Raw genomic sequence first — 12153 nt, 5'->3', positions numbered from 1 at the left:
GGCTACCAGGGCGAGTACGACCACGAAGACGACGAGCACGACTCCGAGCGCCGCGGCGAAGTCGGGGTGGGCCTGCTCGATGCCCTTCTGGTACATGACGAGGACGGGCGACGACGAGGCGTGGTCGGGCCCGCCGCCGCCGGTGAGCAGATAGGGCTCGCTGAAGAGGTTGGCGCCGGTGATGATGGCGAACACCATCACGAGGGTGGTGGCGTGGCGTACGCCGGGCACGGTCACCGACATGAAGGAGCGGACGCGGCCCGCGCCGTCGATGGACGCGGACTCGTACAGCTCCCTGGGGACGCTCTGGAGCGCGGCGAGGTAGAGCATCACGAAGAAGCCGAGCTGTTTCCAGGTGACGAAGACGGCGATCACCGGCATGGCGAGGGTCGAGTTGACGAGCCAGGACGGGTCGGGGGCGAGGTCGCCGAGGACGGTGTTGAGGAGTCCGTCGGCGCCGAAGATGTACTGCCACACGGCGACCAGTGCCACGCTCGCCGTGACGTACGGCAGGTAGTAGGCGGCGCGGAAGAAGGACCGGAAGGGCAGCTTGGCGTTGAGCGCGCTCGCCAGGACCAGTGCGAGCACCACCGTCAGCGGCACGTTGATCACGAGGAAGATCGCGATGTTGAGGAAGGACCGCTGGACGACGGGATCGCTGAACACGTCCTGGTAGTTGCGCAGTCCGACCCAGGGGGTGTCGATGTCGGTGCCGGGCGCCGTGAAGTAGAAGCGGTGGAACGAGATCCAGATGGTGTAGCCGAGGGGGACGGCGAACACGGCGGTGACGAACAGGACGTACGGCGAGACGAAGAGGACGCCGATACGCGGGAGGCGCGGGCGCCACCGGCCTTTGGGGGAGGCGCTTTTCGGGGCGGGGATGCCGGTGGTGCTCATACGGCCTCAGTCCTCAGTACTCGTCGAGGAGGGATGTGATGTCCCGCGAGAGCCGGGGCAGCTCCTCGCCGGTGGGTTCGCGGCCGAAGACGACCGAGCGGGTCCAGCCGTCGCGCAGCGCCTGCCAGACGTCGATGGAGCCGGCGACGGCGGGGACCTCGACGGTCCGGTCGGCCTGGTCGGCGAACTCCTTGTAGTCGGGGTTCTCGGCGAACCAGTCGGCGTAGGTGCGCAGGAGGGCGGGCCGCATCGGCATCTGTCCGGTGCCGGCGAGGAAGGCGCCGTCCTGCTCGCGCGATGTCGCGAACTTCATCAGGTCCCAGGCGGTGGCGCGGTTCTCGCAGGCGCTGAACATCGCGACGGACTTCTGGTCGCTGAAGGTGGGGATCTCCGAGGCGGGGCGGCCGTCGGAGGTCGGCACGGGGACCACGCCCCAGTCGATGCTGTCCTTGTACGTGGCGACGGCCCACGGCCCGACGGTCGACATGGCGGTCTTGCCGCCGCCGAGCGCGTCGCCGGGGAAGGTCTCGTTCGGGGCGAGCTTCTCGCGGTAGACGGTCCGCCAGAAGTCGAAGACGCGCTTGCCGGCGGGGCTGTCGAACTGGGGCTCACCGTTGTCGACGAGGGATTTTCCGCCGCTCTCCGCGATGAAGGCCGGGTAGAAGTCGAACCAGGACTGGAAGAACTCGGAGGTCGGCGCGGGCCAGATCGCCGCGTCCGCCGCGCCACTGGAGACGATCTTCCGTGAGCTGTCGAGGAACTCGTCGTACGTCGCGAGTTCCGGGTTCTCGGGGTCGAGTCCCGCCTTCCGGAAGATGTCCTTGTTGTAGAGGATCATCACCGGATTGCTCTTCCAGGGCAGCTGGTAGTAGGAGCCGTCCTCGAAGCGGTACTGCTCTGCGCGGGGGCCGGTGCGGGACTCGATGTACCGCGCGCCGTCGGGGAAGTCGTCCAGCGGGACGAGCCCGGCCTGTTTCTGGAACTGCGGGACGGACGCGGGCGAGGTGTTGAAGACCAGACAGGCGCTGTTGCCCGCGATGATCGACGCGCTCAGCGCCTCTTCGGAGGTCTTGCCCGCGGGTATCTGCTGGGACGTGACGTGCTGGTCGGGGTGGGCCTTGTTCCAGCTCGCGATCATCTTCTCGCCCCAGGCGACCTCCTGGGCGTTGTTGGAGAGCCATACGGTGATGGGTCCGCGCGCGGTGGCCGCGCTCACGCGGTCGGGGCCGGAGCGGGAGCACGCGGCGGCGCCGCCGGTGAGGGCGAGCGCGAGGAGGACGGCCGCGGTCTTCCTGGTGCGGGATGTGCTCAGCATGGCGTCTCGCTCCGTACGGTCGTGGTGCTCGGGGCGGAGGCGTCGGTGCCGGCGCCGGGCGCGGGGCCCATGGAGCCGCGCCGCACCAGCTCCGCCGGGGGAAGCGCGACGTCGTCGGCCCGTCCCTTCGCGATGACCTCGTCCAGGGCGCGGACGGCGGCGGCTCCCCAGCCGAGGGCGTCGGCGCGCGCGGAGGCGAGCGGCGGGTGGGTGTACTCGGCGAGCGGGGTGTCGTCGTAGCCGACGACCGACAGATCGCCGGGGACGGTCAGTCCCAGGCGCTGCGCGACGGCGAGTCCGGCCGTCGCGGAGAGGTCGTTCGCGTAGATCACGGCGGTGGGGCGGCGGTCCGGGGCGAGTGCGAGCAGTTCGCGGGTGGCGTGGGCGCCGCCCGCGGCGGTGAAGCCGCCGGGCAGGACGGGCCCTTCGGGCAGTCCCGCCTCCCGCATGGCCAGCTCCCAGGACTCGCGGCGGCGGCGCGCGTGACGGAACTCCTGCGGGCCGGCGACGTGCGCGATACGCCGGTGGCCCAGGGCGGCCAGCTCCCGTACGGCGGCGGCGAAGGCGGGCCGGTCGTCGAGCCCGACGGCGCACAGTCCCCCGGCGCCGCCGGGGTCGCCCACCACGACGGCGGGCAGGCCGAGTTCGGCGGTCAGCGCGGGGCGGGGGTCGTCGACGCGCAGGTCGGTGAGGAGTACGCCGTCGACCCGGCGGTCGGCGGCGAGGCGGCGGTAGGTGGCGTCCTCGTCGGCGGGTTCGGTGACGTGCAGGACGAGGGCGTCGCCGCGGCGGGCGAGCACGGACTCGATGCCCGCGATGAAGGCGGGGAAGAACGGGTCGGCGCCGATCGCCTCGGTGTCCCTGGCCAGTACGAGTCCCAGCGCCCCGGCCACCCCGCGCGACAGCGCCTGGGCGGGCCGGCTGGGCCGCCATCCCAGCTCCTGTGCCGCCGCCAGGATGCGCCGCTTGGTTTCCTCGGCGAGTCCGGGCCGGTCGTTCAGGGCGAAGGAGACCGAACTGCGTGACACCCCGGCCCGCTTGGCCACGTCGGCGATCGTCGGACGCCGGTCCATGGAGCCCCTCCCTCACTTCTTCGTGACGACGAGTGTGATGACGCCGAGTCCGACGGCGGTACGCCGTCGCCGTCGGCGCCGCCGACGGCCACTTCGGTCGCGACAACGACCGCGGCAACGGCCGCGACATCGATTGTTTAAACCGGTTTAACTCGAACGCGATGGCAGTACTGAACCGGTTTGGTGCCAGGGATGTCAAGGGTCGGGACGACATCGAACGCACGGTGACCACTCGGAGCCGCCGCGCGCCGCACCCACGGCGGACGGCCCCTCATATGCCGCACATATCCAGGTCCCGGATGGCGCAACGTGGTGCTCGCGGGCACGGCGCGGGGCGTCACCCACGACGTCTGAGAATCCGCTTCCCCCACCCCGTCCCCCGTTCGCGGTCTGTCACCGGCCACGAGCGGGGGACGGCCCTGTCGCGCCCCTCCTCCACCCGGGCCGACCGGCCAGGACGGTGACGCACAGCGGTCCAACTGATCGTTCACACAGGACTCTTGACGTGAACGCGGCGGCCTGTATGGTCTAGGCCAAGTGGTAAAGACCTTTGCCGAATGCGCGCGTTATTCAGCGCTTTCGGACAGGGGCCCGCGCCACGGCCCTTCGCGCCTCTTGGCCCCACCCCTGAGAGGCCGGCCCGGGCGTACTCATGTCCCCCCACGGACCGGTACGCCGGGGAAGACCTAATGTGAAGGAGTAACGCATGCATTCGAAGAGGAAGATGGCCGTCGCCCTCGGTGCGGTGATCGCGCCGATCGTCGCGATAAGCCTTCCGGCGGGTTCCGCGAGCGCCCACGGCTACATCTCGGACCCGGCGAGCAGGCAGGCCCAGTGCGCCGCCGGAACCGTAAGCTGTGGTGACATCAAGTACGAGCCGCAGAGCGTGGAAGGCCCGAAGGGTCTGACCAGTTGCAGCGGCGGGAACTCCCGCTTCTCCGAACTGGACGACGACAACAAGGGCTGGGCGGTGACGCCGATCGGCTCCAGCCAGGACTTCAACTGGAAGATCACCGCCCGGCATGCCACCAGCACGTGGCAGTACTTCGTCGGCGGCCAGAAGGTCGCGGAATTCAACGACGGCGGCGCGCAGCCCGGCGCGACGGTCACCCACAACGTGAACTTCGGCGGCCTGTCGGGCAAGCAGAAGGTCCTGGCGGTCTGGAACATCTCGGACACCGTGAACGCGTTCTACGCGTGCATCGACGTGAACATCGGCGGCTGACGAATTCTCCCGCGGGGCCGGTAACCACGATCCCTCCGCCGAAGAATCACTGACCGCCCGAACGTCCTCCTCCGGCGCCCTCCTTGCTCCGGACCGTGTCCGATCCTCGCGTCGGTGAGCCCCTGACCTGCCTGAAGGGGCTCACCGGCGCAGCTCGCCCCACCCCCCACACCTGGGCCGCGGCACGTTCCGAGGCCCTTCCAAGGAGTGAATCCCTTGCGTAAGCGCCTTATCGGCCTGCTCGCCGCCACGGCATCGGCCGCCGCTCTCTCCCTGACCTCGCTCGCCCCCATGTCGTCGGCGGCCGAAGAGGGCAAGGCAGACTTCATCGTCAGCGAGTCGCAGTTCAACCAGATGTTCCCGAACAGGAATTCCTTCTACACCTATGGCGGGCTGAACGCCGCGCTGAGCGCGTACCCGGGATTCACCGGGACGGGCAGTGACACCGTACGTAAGCAGGAGGCCGCCGCATTCCTGGCCAACGTCGGTCACGAGACCGGTGGACTCGTGCATGTCGTCGAGCAGAACACGGCCAACTACCCGCATTACTGCGACGCCTCGCAGCCTTACGGCTGCCCGGCGGGCAATGACAAGTACTACGGCCGCGGTCCGATCCAGCTCAGCTGGAACTTCAACTACAAGGCGGCGGGGGACGCGCTGGGCATCGATCTGCTCAACAACCCCGACCTCGTGCAGAACGATTCCGCCGTCGCGTGGAAGACCGGCCTCTGGTACTGGAACACCCAGACCGGTCCCGGCACCATGACGCCGCACAATGCCATGGTGAACGGCGCCGGATTCGGTGAGACGATCCGCAGCATCAACGGCAGCATCGAGTGCAATGGCGGAAACCCCGCCCAGGTGCAGAGCCGCATTGACAGCTACCGTCAATTCGCCGGAATCCTCGGCGTCGATCCGGGTGGCAATCTCAGCTGCTGAACCGGCTCCTGAGGCTCCTGAGAGCAGGAGCGGGGGGTGGCACCGCCGTCGTCGGCGGTGCCACCCCCGTCGGCGTTACCTGTCCGCCTCGTCGTCGCCGCCGGTGCGCTCGCACCGCTCGTCCATGCCGCCGGCGGCATAGTGGATATGGATGCCCTCCTCGCCCGGTGCCCGGTCGGGGCGAAGGACCAGATGCTCGTCGTAGTCACCGCCGTTCTGGCTGCGGTACGGAATCGGCTCGGTCTCGGGGAGCGTCAGCAGCCGCTGCCGCAACTGATCCACGGCCGACTTGTACTCTGCCTCGGCCAGTCGGACCGCCCCGTTGACGACGAGCGGCGGCACGACCGTCATTCCCGGGTACCACAACGTGCCGTGCAGCAGCGGGAACAGCACCTCGTTGATGTCCCCGTGGATTCCGCGCGGTCCGGTCGTCGCCGCGTTGGCGCCGACCGTCGTCAGTACCAGCGCCCGTCTGCCGACCAGCCCGCCGCTGCCGTAACGCTGGGCCCTGCCGGTCTCGGGGTCGAGCACACCCTGCGCGAAGCCCTGGATGAACAGCCGGTCGAACCAGCCCTTGAGGATCGCCGGCGGACCGAACCACCAGAGCGGGAACTGCACGACGAGGGTGTCCGACCACAGGAGCTTCTCCTGCTCCGCGCGGATGTCCTCGCTGAGCGTGCCGTTCTCCAGTGCGGCCTGGGACTCGGTGAGGACGTCGAGACGCTCGCCGGGGTCGTGATGGAAGTCGCCGTGCCCCACCACGGGGTTCCACTCCATCGCGTACAGGTCGGACTCGATCACCTCGTGCCCGTGTTCACGGAGCACGGCGATCCCCTCGTCGCGCAGCGCCCCGTTCAGCGAGCGCGGATCGGGGTGGGCGTACAGCCAGAGCACCCGCACGGTCGGCCACTTCCTTCCCTCGGTACGACGGCAGTGTCGATCGGTTGATCAGTCGGTCAATCCTCCATGCTACGACCGCCCGTCGACGCCTCCCGGGTGCCGGAGGCGGCGGCACGGTGCTCGCTCGGTGTGATCCGGCGCAGGCGTTTGAAGGCGACGCTCAGCGCGAAGGTGTTGGCGTACCCGACCCTGCGGGCGATGGCGCCGACCGTGTCGTCCGTACCGCGCAGCAGGTCGGCGGCGAGCGAGATGCGCCAGCCGGTGAGGTAGGTCATCGGCGGCTCACCGATCCGCTCGGTGAAGCGGCGGGCCAGCGCGGCGCGTGAGACTCCCGCCTCGGCCGCGAGCTTCGCGACCGTCCACGGATCGGCCGGACGGTCGTGGAGCAGCCGCAGCGCGTGTCCGACCACCGGGTCGTCCGACGCCCGGTACCAGGCCGGCGCCGCAGTCCCCGGCCGGTCGAACCAGCCCCTGAGTACGGAGATGAGCAGCAGGTCCAACAGCCGGTCGAGGACGGCCTGTTGGCCGGGGCTGTCGCGGGTCAGCTCGGCGGCGACGAGCGCGAGCACGGGTGAGTGGCAGTCGGTGTCGGCGATGACCAGCACGGGCGGGAGCGCGCGCAGCAGCCGCTCGCTGACGCCGCCCGGGTTGTCGTAGGCGCCGCTGAGCAGCACGGTGCCGTCGTCGGGGACGACGGCCGGATCGCTCATGCCGCAGTAGCCGGCCCGGCCGATCACCGTGTGCGGCGGGGTGTCCGGGTCGTCGGTCACGGTGTACGGCGCCGATCCCCGGATCAGCGCGATGTCCCCGGGCCGTACGCGCACCGCGTCGCCCTCGGCGGGGACGAGCCACGCCCGGCCCCGCAGCACCGTGGCGAGCGTCAGCGGCGCGCCGGAGGCGAACCGCAGCGACCACGGCGACGTCATGGCCGTACGGCTGAACAGGGCGCCGCGCGCCCGTACCCCGTCCAGCAGGTCGGTCAGCACATCCATGGCGTTCAGCGTACGCAGCCGGCCGGCCGGCGGGCCGGCGTCCTCACCCCGGCAGCTGGAGCGCCACGGAGAGCCCGCCCGCCATGAACGCGGCGCCGACCAGCATGAACACGACCTGTACGCCGTGGCCGTAGCCGTCGATCCGCATCCGTTCGGGGCGCCGCGGGTCGTAGCGGATCCGGACCGGGGTGCCGGGGCGGAACCTGCCCACCCAGGAGCGCCCGTACTCGGACTCCACCTCCATGCGACGGCCTTCGGCGGTGACCCAGCCGACCACCGGACGGTGGACGGAGCCCCCTTGCCCGTCGGAGGTCGTCTCCAGCCGGACGATCCAGCCTTCGGCCCGGACACCCTCGCGCCGCAGGGCGTAGGAGCGCCGGAGACCGACGAAGCCGATGACGAAGACGGCGGCGCCGACGCCGGCGAACGCGAGGGGAAACAGCCAGTCGGGCACAGGTGCACACTCCCTACGGTCAGGACGCCCCGTGGAGGCCGCCGCTCGCCGGCCACCCGGCGCACGGCGGCGGTCGGATTCAGAGTAGGGCTGTCGTCACCGGCGCGGGTGACTCGGGTCAGCGGGTCCCGCGCTCACCCGCCGTCGAGACGGTGGAACCCGCCGCGTGGGCGCTCGGACGGCGGTCTCGGCGCGCAGCGCCGTGGCCAGCCAGTCGAACTCTCCGGTGTGGGCGGGCCGCGGCTCGCGTCCCCTGACTCGCGCGACGAGTTGCCGGTAGCGCACGGCGCCCGCCGCCGAGCCGGCCTCCAGGCGCAGCAGTACCTGGGCCGGGTCGGCGTCCCCGAACAGGTCGTGGAGGACCCGGGCGGCCTCCGGTCCGGTCGGCTCGACCCCTCGTTTCCGGGCCTCGCCCACGACCTCGACGACCTGCCTCGCGAACCAGATGGAGGCGCCCGGCGGCGCTGCGCCGGTGCCGGGCAGCGGCGAGTTGAGCCGCATCATCGTCCGCATCCCGGCGCGGAACTCGGCGTCCTGGAGCAGTTCGGCCAGCTCGATCCAGGCGTCCACCTGGTCGGGAGTCGGGTCGTCCGGCAGGTCGATGGCGGCGTGCCGCAGCCGGCCGCGCAGTTCGTCGTCGATGTCGAGACCTCCGAAGACCTCCTCCATGAAGTCCTCGATGATGCGTCTGCGCTCGTCGGCGGAGAGACGGGCCAGTCTGTTCATGAGTGCTGTCTCCTCGGTCGTTGAATCGCGTTTCGCGACGGACGACAGGACGGCCCTGCTCACCTTGAGGGCACGGATCCGCGCGTCGAGGGCGGCCACATGCACCGCCGCGACCTCGGCGACGCTCGTCTCGCCCGCGAGGACCCGCCGCACGTCGTCGAGTCCGAGGCCCAACTCGCGCAGCGTGCGCACGAGTTCGAGCCGGGCCACGGATTCGGCGTCGTACAGCCGGTAGCCGCCGGGTGAGCGGCCGACCGGGGGCAGCACCCCGAGGTCGGACCAGTAGCGGATGGTCCGTACCGACATGCCGGTGCGGCGGGCCAGATGCCCGATGGTGAGCTCGGCGCTCGGGCCGTTGGCGTTCGGACTGCCGGCGCTCGGGCTGTCGTCGTTCATGCGACCGAGTCTGCTGCTTCCAGCAGGTGGAGACTCAAGCCGATTCGGTCCCGTTGATCTTCTCTATCGCCTGCCGCGCGTGTTCGCCCGGCGTGCGGCCCGCGAGCGCCGACACCGCGGCCGGTGGCGCCCCGACGGGCCGGCCCGGATCCTGCGCGGGTTTGGCGTGTGCGGCCGAGCGACCGCGCAGCCGGTGGCTGACCGCCTCGTCGAGACTCACGGGGCGCTGCATCTGGTGCGCCAGCCGGCCGGCCTCCTGCCCGAGCGCGGCGACGTCCTCCCACTGGAGCCGTACGACGAGACGGAGTTCGGCCTCACCGTCCGGGAGGGCTTGCAGATTGTGGTGCTCGTTCATGGCCTGGTCTCCTCGACATGACGGGGGCGGAGGTGCACAGAGGGATACGGGCGTCTCCTCCCGCGTGTTCAGGATCCCGGCCGCCCGGATTCCCGGTCGGTGCCCGGCGGACGTGCGCGGGGCCCGCCGTACCCGCACCGGTACGCTGATCCGTCTATGCGCCGTCTCCCCCACTTCGACCCCTCGCGTCCCGGGCGGCCCGTCGTCGTCGCCGCTCTGGCCGTCTCGGCGGCCCTGTTCGGCGTCGCGGGCTGCGCCGCCGAGACCGGTGCGCGGGACGACGGTCCGGCGCCCAGGCTGTCGCCGCCGGTCAGGTCGGCACCCCTGTGGCCGGACTACGCGCCGCCGGTGCCGCCGACGGACGGGAGCGACGACCGGCCCTTCGAGCCGTATCTGCCGGTGCGCGACGTCAGTGTCCCCGCGGGCGGGCTCAAGGACGTGCCGGTACGGGAGTTGCTGGCGAAGGACCCCAACGTCCCCGAGTTCGTACACCTCGCGCTCCGGGGCTGCCCGGGGGCCACGTGCGGTCTGCGGGACGCCGTGTACCGCGATCTGACGGCCGACGGCCGGGACGAGCTGGTGGTGGCGCTGGACGAACCCGCTTCCGGGCTGACCCTCATTCAGGTCTACCGGGCTTCGGGCGACACCGTGCGGCCGGTGCTGATCAACTGGGGTCCGGAGGGGCTCACCGGGGAGACCTTCGGCACGGACCTGATCCTGACCTCGACGGGCCAGAACGGCCGCGTCACCACCCGCTACCGGTGGAACGGCGAGGTGATGACCGTCGAGAACCCGTGGAAGTCGTCGAACGAAGGGACGCGGGCGCCCGACCCGCTGGAACCCGAGAAGGCGGTACCGCGGGAGGCCGAGCCCGTTCCACGGCCACGGACAGGTACCGACACCGGCGCCGGGGAGCCGACACCGTGATGACGCCGGCGGCACGTCGCTCCCCGCCCGCCACGGCGGCCGAGGCACGTCTGCTCCTCGTCGAGGACGACGACGTGATCCGCAACACCGTACGGATGCTCCTGGAGCGCTACGGATTCACCGTGTCCACGGCGGACGACGGGCTCACCGGCCTGGAGATGTTCCGGGAGACCGACCCCGATCTGTTACTGCTCGACGTCATGCTGCCCGACCTCGACGGCATCGGACTGTGCCGCCGGGTCAGGGAGTTGAGCCTGGCGCCGATCCTGATGATGTCCGCGCGCGGTGACGCGCTGGACGTCGTGGCGGGTCTGGAGGCAGGGGCGGACGACTACGTGGTCAAACCCTGCGAGAGCGCGGTGCTCGTCGCCCGTATCCGGTCACTTCTTCGGCGGGCGTCGTTCACCCCGGCCACCGCCGGGGCGGGCGCGGGCAACGGCGGGCAAGTGGACTCCGCCGTACTGGCGTTCGGCGATCTGACGGTCGACACACGCGGTATGGAGGTGCGCCGCGCGGGCGAGGTCGTCGCGCTGACGCCCACCGAGCTGCGGATGCTCCTGGAGTTCGCGGGCTCACCCGGAGTCGTACTGGAGCGGCGGACCCTGCTCAGCCGGGTGTGGGACCACGCCTGGCACGGCGACACCCGGGTGGTCGACCTCCATGTGCAGCGCCTGCGGGCGAAGATAGGCGCCGACCGGATCGAGACGGTCCGCGGCTTCGGCTACAAGCTGCGGCGCTGACGATGGCCCTGAGATGGCGGATCACGGCTCTGGTGGCGGCCGCCGCCTGCGCGGTCGCCGCGGCGGTCGGTGTGCTGGTCCACCAGTTCTCGCGGGACCGTGAGCTGTCGCAGGCGCGTGAGGCCGCCCGGGTCACCCTCGACCGGGCCGCGGTGACCTACGCCCGTACCGGCGACATCGAGGGGTCGGGAGCGGTCCTCGACGCGCCGGGGCTGCCCGGCGGTCTGCGGAAGCTGGTCGCGCAGGGGCACCGGGGAACGGAGTTCGCCGACGGCTCCGGGGGGCCCGCGATGTGGGCGGCCAGACCCGCCGACGGCCGGGTGCTGTCCGTGCGCGTCGACCTGTCCTCCACGATGCGGGACATCGGCGCGCTCGACGCGAGCATCGTCGTCGCCGGTCTGATCACCACCGCCGTGGTGGTGCCGCTGGGCGTGCTGACCGCCGGCCGGATGAGCCGCAGGCTGCGTACCGCCGCCGGGACCGCGCGCCGGATCGCGGCCGGGGACCTGGACGCGCGGATCGGGGCGGGAGCCCGTCCGCGCGACGAGATCGCCGACATCTCGACGGCCGTGGACTCCATGGCCGGGGCGCTCCAGAAACGACTCCTCGGCGAGCAGCGCTTCACCGCCGACGTGGCGCACGAGCTGCGTACGCCGCTGATGGGTCTGGTGACGGCGGCCGAACTGCTGCCGGAGGGTGAGGCGGAGGGCTATGTGCGCGACCGGGTGCGGGTGCTGAGCACGCTGGTCGAGGAGTTGCTGGAGATATCCCGGCTGGACGCGGGGGCGGAACAGGCGGATCTGTCCCCGTGTCCGGTGGAACCGCTGGTCAGGGATGTCGTGGCGCGCGCCGGACTGGACGCGAAGATCCTCTCGGAGGGGCGGGACACGCGGGCGGCGCAGGTACGGACGGACCCGCGACGGCTGGAGCGCATCCTCAGCAATCTGGTGGTCAACGCGCACCGGCACGGCCGGGCACCCGTCGAGATCACGGTGTCCGGCGACGGCAGGACCGTGGACGTACGCGATCACGGCCCGGGTTACCCGGCCTCGCTGCTCGACGACGGCCCGCAGCGCTTCCGGACCGGCGCGCGCGAGCGCGGTACGGGTCATGGGCTCGGCCTCACGATCGCACTGGGCCAGGCCCAAGTCATCGGCGCCGCACTGACGTTCACCAACGCACCGGACGGCGGCGCACTGGCCACGCTCCGACTG

13 protein-coding genes are annotated in these 12153 nt (G+C 71.2%); 5 read left to right on the top strand and 8 right to left on the bottom strand.

Going from position 1 to position 12153, the window contains the following annotated elements; all coding sequences use genetic code 11:
• From GXP76_RS29465 to GXP76_RS29455, 3 genes are all read right to left on the bottom strand, one after another.
• On the bottom strand, positions 1 to 897 hold an 897-nt coding region (locus tag GXP76_RS29465), incomplete at its 3' end, for a carbohydrate ABC transporter permease (protein WP_242574670.1).
• A gap of 13 nt (positions 898 to 910) precedes the next feature.
• Complete coding sequence (locus GXP76_RS29460) at positions 911 to 2212, bottom strand: sugar ABC transporter substrate-binding protein (protein ID WP_242574669.1); 1302 nt, start codon at positions 2210 to 2212, stop codon at positions 911 to 913.
• Positions 2206 to 3285: a LacI family DNA-binding transcriptional regulator gene (locus tag GXP76_RS29455; RefSeq protein WP_242574668.1), complete on the bottom strand. Its 1080-nt coding sequence runs from the start codon at positions 3283 to 3285 to the stop codon at positions 2206 to 2208. The genes GXP76_RS29460 and GXP76_RS29455 overlap by 7 nt, the downstream gene beginning before the upstream one ends.
• A gap of 706 nt (positions 3286 to 3991) precedes the next feature.
• Between GXP76_RS29455 and GXP76_RS29450 the strand changes: the two genes are divergently transcribed.
• Positions 3992 to 4510 carry a lytic polysaccharide monooxygenase auxiliary activity family 9 protein gene (locus GXP76_RS29450; RefSeq protein ID WP_242574667.1) on the top strand — a complete coding sequence of 173 codons (519 nt, stop codon included), beginning with the start codon at positions 3992 to 3994 and terminating at the stop codon, positions 4508 to 4510.
• 216 nt (positions 4511 to 4726) lie between these two features.
• Complete coding sequence (locus tag GXP76_RS29445; protein ID WP_242574666.1) at positions 4727 to 5449, top strand: chitinase; 723 nt, start codon at positions 4727 to 4729, stop codon at positions 5447 to 5449.
• A gap of 75 nt (positions 5450 to 5524) precedes the next feature.
• On the opposite strand, the gene GXP76_RS29440 is transcribed toward GXP76_RS29445, so the two are convergent.
• From GXP76_RS29440 to GXP76_RS29420, 5 genes are all read right to left on the bottom strand, one after another.
• Positions 5525 to 6349 carry an NAD(P)H-dependent oxidoreductase gene (locus GXP76_RS29440; protein ID WP_242574665.1) on the bottom strand — a complete coding sequence of 275 codons (825 nt, stop codon included), beginning with the start codon at positions 6347 to 6349 and terminating at the stop codon, positions 5525 to 5527.
• A gap of 56 nt (positions 6350 to 6405) precedes the next feature.
• Entirely contained in the window at positions 6406 to 7341 is a 936-nt protein-coding gene (locus GXP76_RS29435; protein ID WP_242574664.1) for an AraC family transcriptional regulator, read from the bottom strand.
• A gap of 43 nt (positions 7342 to 7384) precedes the next feature.
• Positions 7385 to 7795: a DUF3592 domain-containing protein gene (locus GXP76_RS29430; protein ID WP_242574663.1), complete on the bottom strand. Its 411-nt coding sequence runs from the start codon at positions 7793 to 7795 to the stop codon at positions 7385 to 7387.
• A 96-nt stretch (positions 7796 to 7891) separates the two neighbouring features.
• Complete coding sequence (locus GXP76_RS29425; protein WP_242574662.1) at positions 7892 to 8917, bottom strand: MerR family transcriptional regulator; 1026 nt, start codon at positions 8915 to 8917, stop codon at positions 7892 to 7894.
• Positions 8918 to 8951: 34 nt separating this feature from the next.
• Entirely contained in the window at positions 8952 to 9272 is a 321-nt protein-coding gene (locus tag GXP76_RS29420) for a hypothetical protein (protein WP_242574661.1), read from the bottom strand.
• A gap of 156 nt (positions 9273 to 9428) precedes the next feature.
• Here GXP76_RS29420 and GXP76_RS29415 point away from each other — a divergent pair, with 156 nt between their 5' ends.
• The 3 genes from GXP76_RS29415 to GXP76_RS29405 all read left to right on the top strand — a co-directional run.
• The gene (locus GXP76_RS29415) at positions 9429 to 10199 is read left to right on the top strand and encodes a hypothetical protein (RefSeq protein WP_242574660.1); all 771 of its coding nucleotides are present in this window, start codon (positions 9429 to 9431) and stop codon (positions 10197 to 10199) included.
• Entirely contained in the window at positions 10199 to 10939 is a 741-nt protein-coding gene (gene cseB / locus GXP76_RS29410) for a two-component system response regulator CseB (protein WP_242574659.1), read from the top strand. The genes GXP76_RS29415 and cseB overlap by 1 nt, the downstream gene beginning before the upstream one ends.
• A gap of 2 nt (positions 10940 to 10941) precedes the next feature.
• On the top strand, positions 10942 to 12153 hold a 1212-nt coding region (locus GXP76_RS29405), incomplete at its 3' end, for a HAMP domain-containing sensor histidine kinase (protein ID WP_242574658.1).

Source organism: Streptomyces sp. NP-1717, from assembly GCF_022695985.1.
GTDB lineage: Bacteria > Actinomycetota > Actinomycetes > Streptomycetales > Streptomycetaceae > Streptomyces.
This window is presented reverse-complemented; position numbering and strand designations above follow the sequence as displayed.